The sequence below is a fragment of the Streptomyces albicerus genome (assembly GCF_008905045.1).
GTDB lineage: Bacteria > Actinomycetota > Actinomycetes > Streptomycetales > Streptomycetaceae > Streptomyces > Streptomyces albicerus.
On the sequence record NZ_VWMY01000001.1, the window covers coordinates 42,034 to 60,937 of the forward strand.

The window sequence follows — 18,904 nt, forward strand, 5'->3', positions numbered from 1 at the left end:
TGGGCACACGGGCCGGTGCCGGGCCGGTTCGTCTGCGGCGACGGCCGGGACGGCGGGTCATGACCATGGTCATCGGCCACAGGATCATCGCCTCCGAAGTCCGCGTCCGACCGCACCGGGAAGCCGGACGCTTGATCCGCCGGCCGGTACCAGCCGCCGGTTGAGGTGACCGTCGCCGATGAGGGTGGTGTCGGCGGCGACGACATCGCAGGCCAGCGCCAGTTCGAGGCCCCCGGCGACAGCGTGACCATGCACCACGGCGACCCAGGGTTTCGGGCTGGCCGCGATGCGGCTGAAGCAGGCCGACACGTCGGCCAGGAAGTCGACCGGGTTGTCGCCCCGCTCGTGCAGCTCCAGGAACTGGTGGAAGTCCCGGCCGGCACAGAAGCTCGGTCCCCGGCCTGCCACGGCGATGACCGCGGTGCCGGGGTTGGCCTCAGCGCTGGTGATCTGTTTGTCCAGGGCTTCGATGAGGGTGATGTCGAGGGCGTTGCGCCGCTCGGGGCGGTTGAGCAGCAGCCACCGGACGGTGCCGCGTTGCTCGACGAGCAGAGGTTCCATGCCGGTCAACGTTGCTCCGGGGCGGCGAGTTCGGTGCGCCGGCGGTTGCGCAGCAGGTAGCGCTGGGTCTTGCCGCTGGGGGTCTTGGGCAGGGCGTCGATGAAGTGGATCGTGGGCGGCGTAGCGGGCCTTGACCAGCAGCTGGAGTTCGGTGGCCAACTCTGGCATCAGATCGAGCAGGCGGGCCACTCGTGCCCCCTTGGCCCAGGCCCTCGGTGCCGTACTCGACCGGCTGGCCGCCGCCTCCGGATCCGGCCGCGTCATCGCAGCCCGGTCGAGCGGAACCTGGTCGGTCTGCTGACCGAGGAATCTTCACCGCGGCGTTTGCCGAGGGGCAGGCGCCCGTGGGAGGTCATCGCCTCCGCGCAGGATGCCTGCCGCCCTGCGACCGAGCCGACATGGCTACTTCGGCGCCCTTGGCCACCGGAGCAACGGATCGGCGGCTCTCCCATCGCTCCCGGTCAGGCTGGAGGCACCACGGGCAGGACGATGCGGGACGGTCGGGTGGAGTCGTGGAAGACCTGCTGGCGGGCGACTCGGGCCGTGGTCGCGTTCTCCTCGGGTTCGCCGGTGTTGAGGTTGCGGTCCCAGCGGGGGAAGTTGCTGGAGGTGACCTGGACCCGTATCCGGTGCCCCGTCCGGAAGACGATGCTGGTCGACCACAGGTCCACGACGTGTTCGGCCGCCTCGCCCGGTGTCGCCGCACGCACCCGCACGATGCCGTCGGACACATTGCGGGAGACACCGTTCTCGTCTACGTCGCACAGGCGTGCCACCCAGTCGGTGGAGGGTCCGTCCGTGGCGGCGAAGAGCACCGCCCGGACGCGGCCGGTCACCTCGACGTCCTCGGCGAGCGGTTCGGTGGTGAAGGCCAGGACGTCCTCGCGTCCCTCCACGGCCGTCTGGTCGAGTGGCCCGGGACGGAACTCGTCAGACAGCAGGAGCGCTCCGCCGGTGGTGGGTACCGGGTTCATGGGGTCGTAGGTGAACTCGTCGGGCTCCTCGGCGGTGGACGGCGGCTCAGGGGTCAGGCATCCGTCCGCGCGCAGGTGGAAGTGGGTGTCCACGGCCCGCGACAGGGGCCATTCCGTCTCCTCGCGCCACTGGTTGACGCCCATGACGAACAGCAGCACCTTGCCGGTGTCCGGCTCCAGAGCCTCGCCGTCGCCGATCGTGCCCTGGTACCAGTCGAGTTGCAGGTCGTGCAGGCGTCCGCGCATGCCCATGAAGGCGGAGTTCGCGGCGAACCCGAAGTTGACGTCGCCGACCACGTGCTGCTGGCTGGCGTGACTCCACGGGCCCATGACCAGCGTGGCGGACCGGCCGGCCCGGCGCATGGCGGTGAAGTTGTCGAGCGTGCCCTGGGCGAAGATGTCGTACCAGCCGCCGACCTGGAAGGTGGGCAGGTCGACCTCGTCGTGCCGGCCCGCGACCGTGCAGGAACGCGCCCACTCGGGCTCCCGCCGGGAACGCTCGTAACCCAGCTCGGGCAAGTCGTGCCGAACGAACGCGGGAAACCGCCCAGCGGGCAGTTCCCCGTAGCCGCCGTCGGCCAGGCCGTCGAGATCCTGCACGAGCTTGCCGAGACTGCCCACGAGCGCGGCGGGGTCGGTGCTGTGCCGGCGCATCAGCGCGTCGGCACCCATCATGAGAGTCCAGGGCGCGGTGATCCCGAGCTCGATCGCACCGCCGCGCGTCCACAGCCCGTCGTCGGGATCGGACCACGTGACCATCGGCGCGATCGCCTTCAGCTCCGGCGGCTTCGACAACGCCGCCATCCACTGCGTGTTGCCGAAATAGCTGGCGCCGATCATGCCGACCGAGCCGCTGGCGCCGGGCAGAGCAGCGGCCCACCGCACGGTGTCGTACCCGTCGCTCTCCTCATACGTCCACGGCTCCCACTCCCCCTCCGAAGCGAACCGGCCACGCGTGTCCTGGACGACCACCATGAAGCCACGCCTGGCCGCCGCCAGCGGATCGAGCAGGACACCGATCATGGGCGTCTGCTTGCCGTACGGCAGCCGGCTCAGCAGCACCGGCCACGGCCCCGTACCCCCGGGCCGGTAGACATCGGCGCGCAGCACGGTGCCGTCACGCATCTCCGCCGGAACATCGAACTCGATCTGAATCTCTGCCACGCGCTGCTCCTTCGCATGCCACGAAGCTGTCAGGCACATGGTCGAACCTGGTCCCCGTCCCGCACTACACCCGAACGGGGGTGGCTACGGCGCTCTGGGGGCGGTCACGCCACCGCGTTCAGCAGGTCGGCCAGCAGGTCGGGCCGTTCCAAGGCGATGAAGTGGCCTGCTCCCGGCACCTGCGTGAAATCGGCGGCGGGCAGCAGCTCCTTGTCGGCTTGACGGTCCGATGGCCGCGACCAGTCCTTCTCCCCGTAGACGAGGTGGACGGGTGCCTTGACCGCGGGGTAGCGCGAGCGGGCGGCGATGAGACTGGGCAGGCTCTGGTACACGGCCCGGGCGACGCTCGGGTAGCCGGGGCGACTGCCCACCTGCAGGAGCTCGTCCACGTAGTCCGCCCGCAGCGCGGTCTTGTCGACCAGCCCGCCCTGCAGGATCCTGCGGAGGGCGGTCTTGGGCTCCACCCCGGCGACCACCGGGCCCACCCCCGGAGTGAGAACACCGCCGACCACCACACGGGCGAGAAGACTGGACCGGGCGATCCCGCCGGGGAAGTCGTACGTGTTCACCGCGACGACGCGCCGTACCCGCTCCGGCAGGTCGGCCGCGGTGGTCAGGGCGAGCACCGCCCCCATGGACTCCCCGACCAGGGTCACGTCGTGGAGGTCGAGTTCGGTCAGGAGCCGCTTGACGCCCGCGCGCATGGCCGGCTCGTCGTACGACGCACCGGGCACGATCTCGGAGTAGCCCATCCCCGGCAGGTCGAGGGCGTACACGGTGTACTGGTCCGCGATCAGCGGGATGAGGGAGCGGAAGTGCTCGGCCTGGGTGCGCACAGTGTGCAGCAGGACCACGGGAGCACCGGTGCCCGCCTTGAGGTAGCGCAGTGTTCCCTCGTTGCTGCGATGTCCTGTGCGCGGGGCGATGGTGTGGCTGGTGGTCCCCGGAATGTGAATCGTGGGACGTGACTCTGGGCTGGGCATCTCGCTGGCTTCCCTTTGTGTGAACTGCTGCGGACGGGTGATTCGGATAGGTCCCGCCCGAAGGGGGCGTGACCACGGCCCAGCCCTTGGATTCATGAAGAAACCGACCGGTTTCCATCATCGTAAACCGATCGGTTTCCGCGCGCAAGACTGAGGTTGCCATCCGCAGCAATAGGGTCAGCGCACAGGAAAGACGCGAGAGCGCCATCCGTACAGCTGTCGCCGATTCCGCACTCAAGGGCTACTACGGCACATCTAAGCGCCCAGCTGCAGGTGTAGGGCTACGCCGCCGTGGCCAGCCGCCGAGGCCAAGGGTGATGCGACCAAGTGGTCCGGGCCGACTGGATGAGGCCCCAGGGAACCGCGCACCTGCTGTTGGGCGCTGATGTCGACGAGACGACGGCCTTCCTGGCGCGCGGCACGCCCGTCAACACCCTTACGGCCACCGGGCTCCCCTCGATTGCGGAGAATCAGGAGCGGGAGCCATCGGCCCGGGGAGGGCACGGTCACGGCGCCTGCTCGAAAGGGGATGCGTCAGTACATGCCTGCCGCATCGAGCAGGGTGGTCACGGTGGGCGTGACGAGCCCTGTCAGCTTGTCGGCTCCGATCCCCGCGCGGGCGCTGGCGCCGTCGAAGACCAGGCTGAGCTGCCGGGCCAGCAGGTCGGGATGGCTCGCCCCGCCCCGTTCGGCCTCGGCACGGAAGAAGGCGGTCAGATTCTCTTTGACCCGGTGGGCCACCTGGCTTGCAGGGTGGCTCTGGTCCTTCAGCTCGACCTGTACAGCCAGGTACCGACAGCCTTGGAACTCGGGTGCAGCCGCCTGCAGTTCCACCCGCTCGAAGACGTGCAGGATCCGCTCGCGGGGTGAACGGCCGTCGTCCGCCGCCGGCAGGAGCCCGGCCGCGAAGGCAGAGGCGCGTTCCCCCAGGCTCGCCGCCAGCAGTTCGTCCTTACTCTCGAACAGCTGGTACAGGGAACGCTTCGACACCCCCGCCGCCTTGCACAGCGCCTCGACGCCGATGCCGACACCGTCTCGGTAGGTGAGCGTGGCCGCCGCCTCCAGTAGCCGCTCTCTGGTACTTGGCTTCACTACGGTGGTCATACCGCGAGGTTAACTCGATGTGGACAAGATGAAAACCGATCGGTTTACGGCGCTTTACCGGGCGCTCTCGCGCCGCACACGGGCCGGGCGGGCATGTGAGTACGGTTCCGCTACGCCGGGGCGGCGGTCTTCTGAGGCTTCGTCCGGGCGGGGACGCGGTGCCGCCCCTGGCGGCCGCCCGTCACCCCCGAAGCCGGAGAGTGCGGCCGCGATGAGGCCGACGGCCATCCTCACCCAGCCCCTGGCCAGGCCCGCGCCCACTGGGCGCCGTTGTAGAGGCTCTCTGCCGCAGCGGCTTCGAAACTCTGGGAGGACGCGCGCGAAGGGTCATGGCCGACCTACCCGTGCCGGACCTCGCAGGCCGGGACAGTCGGGAAGCGGCCGTCGCCTCGGCCGGCGCGACGGATCTCCCTCGAGCTCGGGGTAAGTACAGTGCCCGTGGCGACGAAAGGAACAGGCCCCGGCCGGACAGGTGGGGGTGTGGAATCCATGCTGGAGCAGGAACTTGCCCGGGCCCGAGAAGCCCGCTTCGATGCGCTGGCGCGCGCGGTGGCAAAGCCACTGCACCGATATCTGCTGCGCCGGGCGGACGCCGACGCGGTAGACGACATCTTCGCGGAGACGATGCTCGTGCTCTGGCGCCGCCTCGAGGACGTGCCCGGGCTCGGGAAGGGACCCGTGACCGACCCCGACAGCGTGCTGCCCTGGTGTTACGGCGTCGCACGCGGCTGCCTGTCCAACGCCCGACGGGCGGACGGGCGTCGGCTCCGGCTGGTGGAGCGGCTGACCCGTACCGCACCGCCGCCAAAGCCCGGGGAAACCGACCACCCCGAACTGCACGCCGCACTCGGCACACTCGGCGCCCTGGACCGTGAGGTGACGCTGCTCTGGGCATGGGAGGGGCTGACCCCGCGCGAGATCGCGGAAGTGACCGCACTGACCCCCAATGCCGTCAGCATCCGCCTACACAGGGCAAAGAAGAAACTCGCCGCTCTGCTTGACCGAAAGAATGACGACAAGGCCGGACATGAGATGGGTGAAGGAAGGAGCAACCGGTGAACGACGAAGAACTGCTGGCCCGGATGAGGGCCATCGACCCGGCGCGGACCTCTGATGCTCCCCAGCCCGACATCAACCGTCTCCTGGAGGCCACCATGACCGCCGACACCACAGTCCGCACCTCCCCCCGCACATCGGACCGCCCCCGCCGCCCCCTGCTGCTGGCCGCAGCAGCCGCCGCTGTGCTCACGGTGGGAGCCGGCATCACCTGGGGAGTCACGGCAACCCGCGACACTCCTCCGGCCGCGGCCGCCCCGCTGGTCCTGAGCCTCCAGCAGGACACAGGCGGCGGCCCGGCCACAGCGTGCGCCGAGCTTGACGTCACCACCCTGCGCCAGTACACGACCGCCTTCGAGGGCACCGCGACCTCCATCGACGGCGACCAGATCACTCTCCGAGTGGACCACTGGTACCGCGGCGAAGACGCCTCCACCGTCCAGCTCGACAACACCCACGAAGGACAACTGGAGTCATTCGGCCAGGAGTTCACTGTCGGCCAGACCTACCTCGTCTACGCCAAGGACGGCAAGGTCCCGGTGTGCTACGGCGATGCCGAGGCCACCCCGAAGCTGCGGAGCCTCTACGACCGGGCGTACGGGCAGTGAGCGCGCCGGGTCGGCGGCTGTCCCGTCTCGCAAGGTCTGCCGTTGCCTCGTTGCGAGGTTCAGCGGGAGCCGGTCGGTAAACGCGTCACCGCTCGCATCGCCCTGCCCGACGACCTGGGCGGGGACGTCACCGGACGCCGCCCCCCAGTAGCAGCCAGCGCTCGCCCTCGGCCCCCGCCTTCACTGACGGCCTGATGAGAAGCGGCGCGCTACAGGGGGGCGATGTCGGTGGGAGAGAGGTCCTCCTGCGCGGCACGCCACCGCGCCAGTTGCTCCGAAACCTTCTCCCGGACCGTCTTCGGCGCCTTGGTCGTGCCGACCTTCGCCGGCGGCATCTCCGCTTTCTCGCCGCCCTTGCCCCACGCCGAGACCGGCTTGGCCGGCTCGTCCGGCGCGGCGATCGCCGACATCGCCGAAACGGTGAGCGCAATGACAGCTGATGAGGCGATCACGATGCGTCTGGTACGTATCCGGGCACGTCTGCGCGGCGTGCTCTTGGTGCGTGAGTACATGTTGCCGTGACTCCCTACCTGGATCGGAAGAGGGTGCGGTACATGTGCAGGGCAGAAGGGGAGCGGCCGGGTCATCACAGAGGGGCCGCGTGGTGTCCACAGCGCCGCCGGGGGGACAGCGGACGCAAGTGAGAGGCACACGCGGGGACTTGCCGGGCGCCCGCCCTTCTGCCGGATCAACAACGCCCACCGGATGCAAGGCGCGCGTCGGCGTGGTGTCCCGCTATATGCGAACCAGCACGCCGTTCCCCCTTGTCTCCCTCGCGCTCACGGCATGTGCCGTGGGCGTGAACCTGCGGGCGTGACGGCCACGATAGGCACACTCGTTCGACAGCGGCCAGAGGATCTCGGCCCGCCAACTGGCCCTGGCTGAAACCCTGTTGCGAAGTGGAAGGAGTGGTGAGTGCGGCGAATGAGATCGGTGGCCTGCAACCCTCCTGTGTGACTTCTGTGAAAGAGGAGGGTGAAGGGGGCACTCCATCGTGAAGTAGAGGGGCTGATTCCGCGCGCCGCATCGCGTCGGCTCCACCCTCATCACCTTCCGCCTCAACACCCCGCTGGACGCCGCCGCCCGTATCGCACTACCGACGTCGACGAAGTGAGCATCAGGGCGGTAGCCGTTGCTGCTGCCCGACCGCCCACAGGCACTAGTCAGTTCCATGCGCGATGCGTTCGCTGGCGGCCGTGGCCACGGCAACCACAGGGGCCGTTCGTGGTGCGGAGGAACGTACCCCCTGCGGTTCTGACCGGGTCTATCGGCGCTGTCGGTGCTGCTGTTCTGTGGGTGGCGTGGCTGCCGCTGGGGGCTGGGGGTTTCGGGCTTGCTGGGCGGGGACCGAGGCCGTGACGGTCGAGCGTCGGAGGGCGGCTTCGGCCCGGCGGTTGGGTGCGGGGTTGCGGCTGGTGTGTGCGAGCGAGGTCGTGTAGCTGCCCGCGAGCCCGGTGACGGCGGACGGAATGGTCACTGTGCTGCTCAGTGCACGACCGCGCGTGTCGAAGGATGCGACGTTGGTGGTGTAGGTGTTGCCCGCCGTGTCACGGCTGGTGGTCGAGGTGATCTGGCCCTTGCCGTTTGTGACGCCCGCGCCGTCCCAGGTCCAGGCGGCGAGTTCGGTCGAGCCGTTGCGGACGGACATCTTGCGGCCCAGGTTGTCGTACCCGTAGTCCAGGACGGTCATCGCGGGGTTGCTAGTTGTCTTGGTGATCTGGCCGTTGGCGTCGTACTCGGTCGCTGAGGTTCCCGCGTCCGGATCATCGACTGTGAGGCGCTGGCCGGCCCAGTCGTAGGCGTAGAGGGTGTTGTTTCCGCGGGTGTCGGTGATCTGCTTGAGTTCGCCCTTGCCGGTGTAGGCGTAGGACGTGGTGAAGCCGGTGCTGCCGTCGTACTCGATGACCTTGGACACCTGGCCGTAGACGTCGGTGTAGGTGTCTGTGGCGGTGCCCACGGCGGGCTTGACGCTGGTGAAGTCGCGTCGTAGCTGCTGGTGACCTTGCCCTCGTCTCGCGGCGCACCGTAGACCTGGGTCTGGGAGACAACGGTGCGGCCGGCCCAGTCGAGCACGATGTCGTTGTAGGAGGGGATGTCCGTACGCTCGGGGCTGGTGGGTCCGCCGGAGCTCGCGGTGCCGCCGCTGCGGAAGACCGCCGAAGTGCCGGCGACCTGACCGGCGGAGTCGTAGCGGGCGACCGCCACCTGACGGTATGGAACGAGGTCGCCGGCCGGATTGCGATCGTCCGGCAACGGCGTCTGGGCCTCCCTGGCACGGCCGGCGCCGTCCATATAGGCGTACGAGGACAGGTACGTGGTGCCGGACTGCAGCACCTGGGATGCCACGCGCGGATAGCCGTCGACCGCGTCCGGAACCCCGGAACCGTTGGTCGAGGTGGGGATCCTCAGTGACTACAAGGCTGCCGGGCCGCTGAACACCCAGTCCGGGTCGAGAGGGGTCGCGCAAGGAGTCCGGCGTCACTGAAGGCGTCCGAGCCGCTACGGTCAGCCACTATCGTCGCCACGCTCCGACCGACTCCCCCACCTGCCAGAACTGACACCCTCGCGCCTCCACCCGGAAGACCCTCACTCGGCGGACGGGACCGCTCGCCCTTGACCATCACGGCTACGCCCCAGGAAACAACTGCGAACGAGGCACACTCAAGCTCCGCCTTCACCGCGTCACAACCCAAACGCCTGCCCGTTTGGTACGGCCGGACATCACGCCTACAGTCGTCACACGTCGCCCCTCAGGCGAGAAACGACAACCGAACTCGCCTGTCTGAATTGTCACGATTTGTATCGACCAGACACACCGACTGCCACGTCCCCAGCTCCAGACGACCCGCCAGCACCGGCAGCGTGGCGTGCGGAGGCACGATCGCCGGGAGGACGTGGTCGCGGCCGTGGCCGGAGCTCCCATGGCGGTGCTGCCAGCGGTCGTCCGCGGGGAGGAGGGTGTGGAGGGCGGCGAGCAGGTCGTCGTCGCTGCCGGAACCCGTTTCGATCAGGGCGACGCCGGCAGTCGCGTGGGGCACGAAGACGTTGAGCAGGCCGTCGCGGCCGCCCGCCGCCTCGCGGAGGAAAGCCTCGCATTCACGAGTGAGGTCGACGACCGTTTCGCTGGATCCAGAGGCGACGTTCAGGACACGGGTGGTGAAGGCATCGGACATGAACCAATCCTCGCCCATCCGCCAGAATCCGCACCCGCGGCCGGCACCGCGCCCAGCATCGGATCCGCAACCTCGAGGGCTGCCTGGCTCACCCTCGAATTCCGCAACCTCGACAGCTGCCTGGCTCACCGTCGGATTCCGCAACCTCGACGGCTGCCTGGCTCACCGTCGGATTCCGCAACCTCGACGGCTGCCTTGCGTTCAGCCATGCTCACCACGCGCGGTCACATCGACCTGCTGGGGGGGGGTGGTGGCCCCCGCCGCGGGTCGTCACGGCCGCTGACGCCCTTTCACCCGCTTTCTCTCCCCTGCATGTCGGCACCCTTCTGCGTCCGTACGTCCGTCTTAGCTGAAGCGGACGTCGGCGCGCTGACACGTACCCTGCCGCGCGCTCCTCGCCCCGCGCTCCTTCGGTCGCTCTCCTGTCGTGGAGCCCTCATGAGCATCAGCCATGCCCCGCCGGACTCTCGGGTCGCCGTCGAGCTGAGCTCCGACGGATCGCTGCACCGATGGGGCGCGCCGACCCTCGCGGACCGGCATGCGTACGCCTCCCATCCCATCGACCGCTCGAAGCCGGTCGGCGGAGTGGGCGCGAACGAGATTGAACACCTCAGCCAAATCGCCAAGGCCGCCGAGCAGTTGGGCTTCGAGGCGGTGCTCACGCCGACCGGCACGTGGTGCGAGGGCGCCTGGCTGACGATGGTGGCCCCGGCCCAGCACACCGAGCGGCTGAAGTTCCTGGTCGCGTTTCCCGCCGGGTGTCGTCTCGCCGACGCTCGCCGCGCAGATGGCGGTCCCGTATCCGCGCATCACGCGCGGCCTGCTGCTGCTGAACCTCGTCACCGGCGGCGACTCCGCCGAGCAACGGCGCTTCGGCGACCATCTCGGCCACGATCAGCGGTACGCGCGTACGGACGAGTTCCTGTCCGTCGTACGAGGGGTCTGGAGCGGCCAGCCGTACGACTTCGACGGCGCGCACTGCCGGGTCGAGGGCGGGCTGACCTCGCTGCCGCCGGATCCGCTGCCGCAGATCTTCTTCGGCGGCTCCTCGGCGGCTGCGGGGCCGGTCGCGGCCCCCGGCGGCGCGGGAACCGCGCTGGTCGGCGGCCGGGCGCTCCGCGGGAGAGCGGTTCGTCAATTGCGGGCCGTCCTCTTGTCCGCGGGCCGTCCTCGGCGTCCTTGGCTGGTCGTGCAGTTCCTCGCGCCCCTTACGGGGCTCGCCGCAAGGCCCGTGACCCCTGGCCGCCGGCATCGGGAAGATCCATGCCGCCGATGGAGTTAGTAGAAGCGTGAACAACACCGGAGCGCAGGTGAGGGAAGTCGATGTCGTCGTCATAGGCGCTGGGCAGGCCGGACTGTCCAGCGCCTATCACCTGCGGCGCACCGGCTTCGAGCCGGAGCGGGACTTCGTGGTCCTGGACCACACGCCGCAGGCGGGCGGTGCGTGGCAGTTCCGGTGGCCGTCCCTCACATACGGCAAGGTGCACGGGATGCACTCCCTGCCCGGGATGGAACTGGAGGACGCGGATCCGGCGCGGCCGTCCTCCGAAGTCATCGCGGAGTACTTCGACAGCTACGAGCGCACCTTCGATCTGCGGGTGCGGCGGCCGGTCGACGTCAAGGCCGTGCGCGAGGGCGACGGGGGCCGGCTGCTCGTCGAGACCTCCGACGGTACGTGGTCGACGCGGGCCGTGATCAATGCGACGGGCACCTGGGACCGGCCGTTCTGGCCGCGCCTTCCGGGGCAGGAGACCTTCCGGGGGCGGCAGTTGCACACCGCCCAGTACCCCGGTCCTGAGGAGTTCGCCGGGCAGCGGGTCGTCGTGGTGGGCGGGGGCGCGTCCGGTACGCAGCATCTACTGGAGATCGCGCCGTACGCGGCCGCGACCACCTGGGTGACACGGCGGCCGCCCGTCTTCCGCGAGGGGCCCTTCACCGAGGACGTAGGGCGCGAGGCCGTCGCTCTCGTGGAGGAGCGGGTCCGTCAGGGGCTGCCGCCGAAGAGTGTCGTGTCGGTGACCGGGCTGCCGCTCAACGACGCGATCCGGCAGGGCATCGAGGACGGCGTCCTGGACCGGCTGCCGATGTTCGACCGGATCACTCCGGATGGCGTGGAGTGGGACGACGGGCGCCGGGTGGACGCCGACGTCATCCTGTGGGCGACGGGTTTCCGCGCGGCGATCGACCATCTGGCGCCGCTGCGGCTTCGTGAGCCCGGCGGGGGCATTCGTGTCGAGGGGACCCGTGCCGTTGCCGATCCGCGGGTCCACCTGGTCGGGTATGGGCCGTCTGCCAGCACGATCGGCGCCAACCGCGCGGGGCGCTCCGCGGTACGGGACATCAGGCGGCTCCTGGCGGCACCGGTCGCTCCGCGGGTTGCGCCTGTTGGGTGAGGCCGGTGGACGAGGTGCGGGCTGTGGGTGCTGGTCGCTCCCCCACTCTCGACTGCGCTCGAGCGGGGGGACCCCCATCGCGGCGGAGCCGCAAATCGACACAGCCTTGCGCTCCTTGGAAGTGGGCGGGGTCGCTTGAGCATATACAGGTCGCCCGGGGCTGGGGCGCGCAGTTCCCCGCGCCCCTGAAGGGGCGCCTCAGCTGGACTTCGTCGACGCGCTCCGGCTGTTGCGGTTGAACTCCGCGACGTTTCTCTGGTGCTCCTCGTAGTTGGCCGTGAAGCGCGTGTCGCCCGGCTTGACGGTGACGAAGTACAGCCAGTCGCCCTGCGCCGGAGCGACCGCGGCGCGGATCGCCTCCTCGCCGGGGTTGGCGATCGGCGTGGGGGGCAGCCCCATCCGCGTGTACGTGTTGTACGGGCTGTTGAGCCTGGTGTCGTTCTGACTGGTGCGGAGCGTGCTGCGGTTCAGGGCGTAGTTGATGGTGGAGTCCATCTGCAGCGGCATTCCCCGGTCGAGCCGGTTGTAGATCACGCGGGCCACCTTGCCCATGTCCGCCCTGGTGGCCGCCTCGGCCTGGACGATGCTCGCGACCGTGACGGTCTGATAGACGTTCATCGCGTTCCGCTCGGCCCCGGCCGTGACCGTCCCGCCGCTGAACTTCTTGTTCGCCGTGTCGACCATGTATGACAACAGGGACGTCGGGGTCGACTGCTTGTCGATCGGATACGTGGCTGGGAAGAGATAGCCCTCGGGGTTGCCGCTCGCGTCGTTCGGCAGCTTGAGGTTCGCCTTGTCCAGGGACTTCTTCGTGGTGCCCGCGGGCAGGGCGAGGACCTTGTCGACGGCCTCGTACACCTGGCCGGAGCGCCAGCCCTCCGGGATCACCAGGGACACGGGGCCCGTCTTCTCGTCCGTGCTCAGCAGCGGCACCGCCACGGCGGTGGCCGCCACGACGGCGCCGGTCGCGATGAGGGCGGTCCGGCCCCGGCGCGTCAGTCGGATCGTTCTCCGTGGCGGAGTGGGCGAAGTGTAGGTCTGCATGCGGGCACGGTAACCCGCATATCGACATAAACCCGGCATATCTTCATGTTGTTGGCTCCAGTTGGGCGTCCCTGCGGACCAGGGCGGCGTAACGGCCCTCCCGCGCCAACAGTTCCTCGTGCGTGCCGCGTTCGGCCGTGCGGCCGCCGTCGAGGACCACGATCTGGTCGGCGCCCCGAATGGTGGACAGGCGGTGCGCGATGGTGAGCGTGGTCCGGTTGGCCGACAGGGCGTCGATGGCCTCCTGCACGGCACGCTCGGTGCGGGTGTCCAGGGCGCTCGTCGCCTCGTCGAGGATCAGGACCGGCGGGTCGCGCAGGATGGTTCGGGCGATGGCCAGGCGCTGCTTCTCACCGCCGGAGAACCGGTGTCCGCGCTCGCCCACCACCGTGTCGTACCCGTCGGGCAGCGACGCGATGTGGTCGTGGATCTGCGCGGCCTTCGCGGCGGTGTACAACTCCTCGTCGGTGGCGTCCGGCTTGGCGAACCGCAGGTTGTCGGCCACCGTGGCGTGGAAGAGGTAGGTCTCCTGGGAGACGACGCCGATCGCGCGCGCGAGGGTGTCGAAGTCCAGGTCGCGCACGTCCACCCCGTCGAGCGTGACGCGGCCGCCCGTGACGTCGTACAGACGCGGCACCAGATAGCTGAGAGTGGACTTGCCGGCGCCGGTCGAGCCGACGACGGCGAGGCTGGCGCCGGCCGGGACGGTGATGTCGATGCCGTCGAGTATCGGGCCGCTCTTGTCGTCGTAGCGGAACTCGACGTCCTCGAAGCGCACTTCGCCCTTGACCTGGTCGAGGTGGACCGGATGCTCGGGCTCGGTGATGTCGATGGGCAGGTCGAGATACTCGAAGATGCGCTGGAACAGGGCGAGCGAGGCCTGTATCTGGACGCCCGTGGACAGCAGGCTCACGGCCGGCCGGAACAGGCCCTGCTGGAGCGAGACGAAGGCGACGAGCGTGCCGATGGAGACGGAGGGCCCGCCGAACTGGAGGGCCAGGCCCGCGGTCCAGTAGATGACGGCCGGCATGGCGGCCATGACGATCCCGATGACGGCCATCCGCCACCGACCCGCCATGTTCGACCGGACCTCGAGGTCGACGAGACCCTCGGACTCGTCGGAAAAGGATCGAGTGAGCGAGTCGGAGCGGCCCATCGTGCGGCCGAGCAGGATGCCGCTGACCGAGAGCGACTCGGTGACGGTGGCGGCCATGGCGGCCATCTGCTTCTGGCGCTCGGTGGTGATCTTCTTGCGTTCCCTGCCGACACGGCGGCTGATCCATACGAACACTGGCAGCAGGAGCAGCGAGACGACCGTCAGCCGCCAGTCCAGGGCGAGCATCGCGACGATCGTGGCGATGACGCTGGTGAGGTTGGAGACCAGCGAGGTGGCGGTCGAGGTGACCGTCGCCTGCATACCGCCGATGTCGTTCGCGATGCGCGACTGGACCTCGCCCGTGCGCGTTCTGGTGAAGAAGGCGAGCGACATGCGCTGCAGCCGGCCGTAGACGGCGGTGCGCAGGTCGTGCATGACGCGCTGGCCGACCGTCGTGGAGATGAGGGTCTGCAGGACACCGAAGACGCCGCCGAGCACGGCGCTGAGGACCATGCCCAGCGCGAGCAGGCTCAGCAGGCCGGTGCGGCCCTGCGGGATCGCGGTGTCGAGGATCTCCTTCAGCAGGAAGGGGGTGGCGACCGAGACCAGGGACGCGGCGCCGACGAGGAGGCCGACGACGGCGAGCCGGCCGCGGTATGGACGGAAGAGCTTGAGGATGCGGCGCACCTGCCGGGGCTGCGCGGCATCGACGGGTGGCGGTGTCCAGGTGAATTCGTCGCGGGGCATGGGCTCCTACGGGGATGTGAGAAGACGATGACTGACGGAGCGTAGCTCATTGTTACCTATACTCACAATGTACAAGGTCCTGATATTGTTCCCGTCATGGACACCCCCGACGCCGACGGCCTGCTCGCTGAGCAGCTGCTGCGGCTGACCCGCCGTGTGCACCGCATCCAGAAGCGTCACCTCGAGAAGCGCGGGCTCGGCATCACTCCGGCCCAGTCCCGGCTGCTGCGCACCCTCGCGCACTACGGCTCGCCGCCGCGCATGGCCGACCTGGCCGAGCGGCTGGAGGTGGTGCCGCGGGCCGTGACGACGCTGGTCGACGGTCTGGAGGCGAGCGGCAAGGTGCGTCGCGTGCCCGACCCCACCAACCGCCGGGTGATCCGGATAGAGCTGACGGACGACGGACGCTCGGCCCTCCGGGAACTGCGGGGTGCACGGAGGGCAGCGGCGGAGGACATCCTGGCGCCGCTGACGGACGAGCAGCGCAAGGTGCTCGGCGGGCTGCTGGACACATTGGTCGACGGGATGGGTGCGGTCGAGGAGCCGAAGCGCGACTGCTGACGGAGTCGACAGTGGCTGCCGCTGCCCCACCTGCTGATGCGGCCGCCGGTGGATCCCGCATCGTGCCATCACAAATCTCCGCAAGGGGGCCGTCAGAAGCCTCCGCCCCCATGCTCACACGCGCACATGAAAGTCCAAAGACCGAGCACAGGAAGTCCAACTCCCTGGCCACTTCTGCCCCTTGCGACCCCGTCCGCCCCCTAGGAGGGTGACAGCGCGCCGAACCCGCGCTCACCCACCGAGGAGGTCCGATGCACGACGAGAACGCGACACCGGAACCTGACGAGAACCCCGAGGGCCACTCCCGACGCTCGGTCCTGCGCACAGCAGGCATCGCCGGAGCGGGCCTGGGAATCGGTGCGTTCGGTGGTGGGGGTACGGCTCAGGCGGCCGAGCCCGGGGAACCGGCGGCAGCCGCGGCCGACGCACCTGCCGCGAAGGGCGAGACCATGATCGGCGTGCCCTTCGAGGGGCGCGGCACGGTACGGGTCGGCATCATCGGGCTGGGCAACCGCGGCGGCGGCATGATCGATCTGTTCCTCGCCCTGGACGGGGTCCGTGTCGTCGCGCTGTGCGATCCGGTCAGGGACAAGACCGCGTCTGCCGCGGCCAAGGTGGTGGCCGCGGGACAGCCCGCCCCCGCGACGTACACGAAGGGTGATCACGACTTCGTCGGGCTGTGCGAGCGCGGCGACCTCGACTTCGTGTACGTGGCGACGCCCTGGGACTGGCACTTCGAGATGGCGAAGACGGCGATGCTCAGCGGCAAGCATGTCGGCGTGGAGTGTCCAGTCGCCATGCGACTCGACCAGCTCTGGGAACTGGTCGACCTGTCCGAGCGCACCCGCAGACACTGCATGCAGCTGGAGAACTGCTGCTACGGCAAGAACGAGATGCGTGTCCTGCGCATGGCGCACGCCGGGAAGTTCGGCCGCCTGCTGCACGGCGCGGGCGCCTACAACCACGACCTGCGCGGCTTGATGTTCGACCCGGACTACTACGAGGGACCGTGGCGGCGGCTCTGGCACACCCGGCTGCGCGGCGACCTCTACCCGAACCACGGGTTCGGGCCAGTCGCCAACTACATGGACGTCAACCGCGGTGACCGCGTCACCCACATCTCCAGCTTCGGCACGCCCGCGCTCGGCCTCGCCGAATATCGCGCCGCGCACATGCCCCCGGGCGACCCGAGCTGGAAAGAGACGTACATCGAGAGCGACCGGACCATCAGCCTCGTACAGACCGCGAAGGGACGGGTGATCCGGCTCGAACACGATGTGTCGACGCCACATCCCTACTCGCGAATCAACAGCCTCGGCGGCACAAAGGGTGTCTTCGAGGACTACCCGGAGCGGATTTATATAGAGCCGGACCACACGGACGATGTCTGGGGTGACTTCTCCGCGTACGCCGATTGGGACCACTGGCTGTGGAAGGAGCACTCCAACCCGCCCGGCGGGCACGGCGGTATGGACTACATCATGCTGTTCCGGCTGATGCAGTGCATGCGGCTCGGGCTCGTACCGGACTTCGACGTGTACGACGCCGCCACCTGGACCGCGCCGGTGCCCCTGAGCCACGCCTCGATCAAGGCGCACGGGGCGCCGCAGGCGATTCCGGACTTCACGCGCGGGCTGTGGAAGAAGGCGCGGGGAGGGGTGGATTCGCAGAAACCTCAGGAGTGACCGGGGCTTTGGAGGGATGGGGTCGTTGGAGAGACGGGTGCGGGTGCGGGTGCGGGTGCGGCGTAGCCGGAGCGTGAAGGCGCGCGGGGCCCGGCGCAGCCGAGGCGTGAGGGCACGCGGAGCCCGGCGCAGCCGAAGCGTGAGGGCGCGCAGCCGGCGCAGCCAGAGGGTACGGCGTGGGGCCCGGCGCCGAGCGGGCGCGCCGGACCCCGGCTCTCAACTCGCCTCGCCGGCGGGCTCCTTGGCCAACGAGGCCTTGCTCTCGACAGGCCCCTGCGATTCGGAGGAAGCGGGCTCGTCGGCCTCGCTCACGGCATCCGCCTGCGCGGGCACCTTCACCTTCGGCGCCTTCTCGGCGTCCACCGCCACGTCCTCCTCCACGAACGCGATCTCGCCGTCGAGCATCTTCTTCGCCCGCTCCATGTCCAGGGCACCCTCCCAGCGGGAGACGGCGAAGACGGCGACACAGTTGCCGAGCAGGTTGGTCGCGACGCGCATCGAGTCCATGATGCGGTCCACGCCCAGCAGCAGGGCGACGGCACCGGCGGGGATGACCCCGAGCGCGGAGGCGGTCGCCGACAGCGCGAGGAACGCCGAACCCGGCACGCCCGCCATGCCCTTGCTGGTCAGCATCAGCACCAGGACCACGGTGATCTGCTGGCCCAGGCTGAGGTCGACGCCCACGGCCTGCGCGATGAACAGCGTGCCGATGGAGAGGTAGATCGAGGCACCGTCGAGGTTGAAGGAGTACCCGGTCGGCAGCACCAGACCCACGGCGTCGTCACGGGCACCCGCCTGGCGCAGCTTCTGCATCATGCGGGGCATGACGGTCTCGCTGGACGCGGTGCCGAGGGCCAGCAGCATCTCCGCGCGCGTGTAGCGGACGAACTTCCACAGGCTCAGCCCGGTGACCAGCTTCAGGGCGACCCCGAGCAGCACCAGGAAGAGCGCCGCCACCGCGTAGCAGAGGACGATGAGCTTGCCGTACGTCTCGATGACGCCGAGGCCGTACTCCCCCACCAGGTGGACCATCGCGCCGAACACGGCGAGCGGAGCAAGCTTCATGACGAAGCCGACGATCGCGAAGATGATCTCCTGGGCCTGCTCGATGGCGGGCAGGATCGCGGGCACCTTGGTGTTGCCGAGGTGCAGCAGTGCGGCACCCACCAGGCAGGCCAGCACCAGGACTTGCAGCAGCGAGTTCTCGGCGAACGCGCCGACCGCGCTCTGCGGCAGCGCCTCCAGGACGAACTCGCTGGTCGAGGGCAGCGAACCGCCGGCGGTCTTGCCCTCGACCGCCGAGGCGTCGAGCTTCGACGGGTCGACGTTCATGCCCGACCCGGGGGCGAAGACGTTGGCGGCGATCAGGCCGATGATCAGCGCGGCCGTGGAGGCGACCTCGAACCAGATCAGGGCCTTGAGCCCGATCCGCCCGAAGGCCTTCAGATTGCCTGCCTTGGCGATGCCGACGACGACCACGCAGAACACGAGCGGTGAGATCACCGTCTTGATGAGACGCACGAAACCGTCGCCGAGCGGCTGGAAGGTCGTGGCCGTGTCCGGCCACAACCTTCCGACAACGACTCCGAGTACGAGCGCGCAGGCGACCTGCGCGAACAGTGAGGTACGCAGTATGCGTGCGACGCGTCGCGGCAGGGACGGTACAGACGGCGGCACGGGCACTCCTCCAGGGGGACTTCTGGGATGCGGAAAGCGGATTCCGCGGTGATCACTATCGGGGGAGTTTGCTACCGC

15 protein-coding genes and 1 pseudogene are annotated in these 18,904 nt (G+C 69.3%); 6 read left to right on the forward strand and 10 right to left on the reverse strand.

The genetic code is table 11. From position 1 onward, the window contains the following. Positions 1 to 84: 84 nt before the first annotated feature. The 4 genes from GAS53_RS00230 to GAS53_RS00250 all read right to left on the reverse strand — a co-directional run bounded on the left by GAS53_RS00230 (position 85) and on the right by GAS53_RS00250 (position 4,786). Positions 85 to 561 carry an enoyl-CoA hydratase/isomerase family protein gene (locus tag GAS53_RS00230; protein WP_225858629.1) on the reverse strand — a complete coding sequence of 159 codons (477 nt, stop codon included), beginning with the start codon at positions 559 to 561 and terminating at the stop codon, positions 85 to 87. 461 nt (positions 562 to 1,022) lie between these two features. After that, on the reverse strand, positions 1,023 to 2,699 hold the full coding sequence (locus tag GAS53_RS00240; RefSeq protein WP_151475305.1) for a CocE/NonD family hydrolase: 1,677 nt from the start codon (positions 2,697 to 2,699) through the stop codon (positions 1,023 to 1,025). 104 nt (positions 2,700 to 2,803) lie between these two features. Beyond that, positions 2,804 to 3,682, reverse strand: a complete 879-nt coding sequence (locus tag GAS53_RS00245; protein ID WP_151475306.1) for an alpha/beta fold hydrolase — start codon at positions 3,680 to 3,682, stop codon at positions 2,804 to 2,806. Between the two features lie 534 nt (positions 3,683 to 4,216). Further along, positions 4,217 to 4,786 carry a TetR/AcrR family transcriptional regulator gene (locus tag GAS53_RS00250; protein ID WP_151475307.1) on the reverse strand — a complete coding sequence of 190 codons (570 nt, stop codon included), beginning with the start codon at positions 4,784 to 4,786 and terminating at the stop codon, positions 4,217 to 4,219. 489 nt (positions 4,787 to 5,275) lie between these two features. Here GAS53_RS00250 and GAS53_RS00260 point away from each other — a divergent pair, with 489 nt between their 5' ends. Together GAS53_RS00260 and GAS53_RS00265 are read left to right on the forward strand one after the other, a co-directional pair. Further along, positions 5,276 to 5,845, forward strand: a complete 570-nt coding sequence (locus GAS53_RS00260; RefSeq protein ID WP_225858630.1) for an RNA polymerase sigma factor — start codon at positions 5,276 to 5,278, stop codon at positions 5,843 to 5,845. After that, positions 5,842 to 6,450 (forward strand): hypothetical protein, encoded by a 609-nt coding sequence (locus tag GAS53_RS00265; RefSeq protein ID WP_151475309.1) that lies wholly within the window; start codon positions 5,842 to 5,844, stop codon positions 6,448 to 6,450. The genes GAS53_RS00260 and GAS53_RS00265 overlap by 4 nt, the downstream gene beginning before the upstream one ends. 209 nt (positions 6,451 to 6,659) lie before the next feature. On the opposite strand, the gene GAS53_RS00270 is transcribed toward GAS53_RS00265, so the two are convergent. From GAS53_RS00270 to GAS53_RS00280, 3 genes are all read right to left on the reverse strand, one after another. Then, positions 6,660 to 6,962 carry a hypothetical protein gene (locus GAS53_RS00270; protein ID WP_151475310.1) on the reverse strand — a complete coding sequence of 101 codons (303 nt, stop codon included), beginning with the start codon at positions 6,960 to 6,962 and terminating at the stop codon, positions 6,660 to 6,662. 752 nt (positions 6,963 to 7,714) lie between these two features. Beyond that, positions 7,715 to 8,407: a hypothetical protein gene (locus GAS53_RS00275; RefSeq protein WP_151475311.1), complete on the reverse strand. Its 693-nt coding sequence runs from the start codon at positions 8,405 to 8,407 to the stop codon at positions 7,715 to 7,717. A 793-nt stretch (positions 8,408 to 9,200) separates the two neighbouring features. Continuing rightward, positions 9,201 to 9,623, reverse strand: a complete 423-nt coding sequence (locus GAS53_RS00280; protein WP_151475312.1) for a secondary thiamine-phosphate synthase enzyme YjbQ — start codon at positions 9,621 to 9,623, stop codon at positions 9,201 to 9,203. Positions 9,624 to 10,106: 483 nt separating this feature from the next. Here GAS53_RS00280 and GAS53_RS00285 point away from each other — a divergent pair. Together GAS53_RS00285 and GAS53_RS00290 are read left to right on the forward strand one after the other, a co-directional pair. Continuing rightward, a pseudogene (locus tag GAS53_RS00285) lies at positions 10,107 to 10,851 on the forward strand (LLM class flavin-dependent oxidoreductase); the annotation flags it as partial. Positions 10,852 to 10,912: 61 nt separating this feature from the next. After that, a complete protein-coding gene (locus tag GAS53_RS00290) occupies positions 10,913 to 12,016 on the forward strand; it encodes an NAD(P)-binding domain-containing protein (protein ID WP_151475313.1) in 1,104 nt (367 codons plus the stop codon). Positions 12,017 to 12,214: 198 nt separating this feature from the next. Here the strand turns inward: GAS53_RS00290 and mltG are convergent, their stop codons facing one another. Together mltG and GAS53_RS00300 are read right to left on the reverse strand one after the other, a co-directional pair. Next, positions 12,215 to 13,060: an endolytic transglycosylase MltG gene (gene mltG, locus GAS53_RS00295; RefSeq protein ID WP_151475314.1), complete on the reverse strand. Its 846-nt coding sequence runs from the start codon at positions 13,058 to 13,060 to the stop codon at positions 12,215 to 12,217. Between the two features lie 43 nt (positions 13,061 to 13,103). Next, positions 13,104 to 14,903, reverse strand: a complete 1,800-nt coding sequence (locus tag GAS53_RS00300; RefSeq protein WP_151475315.1) for an ABC transporter ATP-binding protein — start codon at positions 14,901 to 14,903, stop codon at positions 13,104 to 13,106. A 96-nt stretch (positions 14,904 to 14,999) separates the two neighbouring features. On the opposite strand from GAS53_RS00300, the gene GAS53_RS00305 reads away from it, so the two are divergent. Then, the gene (locus GAS53_RS00305) at positions 15,000 to 15,464 is read left to right on the forward strand and encodes a MarR family winged helix-turn-helix transcriptional regulator (RefSeq protein ID WP_151475316.1); all 465 of its coding nucleotides are present in this window, start codon (positions 15,000 to 15,002) and stop codon (positions 15,462 to 15,464) included. Between the two features lie 251 nt (positions 15,465 to 15,715). Continuing rightward, positions 15,716 to 17,149 (forward strand): Gfo/Idh/MocA family protein, encoded by a 1,434-nt coding sequence (locus GAS53_RS00310; RefSeq protein WP_151475317.1) that lies wholly within the window; start codon positions 15,716 to 15,718, stop codon positions 17,147 to 17,149. 216 nt (positions 17,150 to 17,365) lie between these two features. Here the strand turns inward: GAS53_RS00310 and GAS53_RS00315 are convergent, their stop codons facing one another. Next, on the reverse strand, positions 17,366 to 18,826 hold the full coding sequence (locus GAS53_RS00315; protein ID WP_151475318.1) for a cation:dicarboxylate symporter family transporter: 1,461 nt from the start codon (positions 18,824 to 18,826) through the stop codon (positions 17,366 to 17,368). Positions 18,827 to 18,904: the final 78 nt, after the last annotated feature.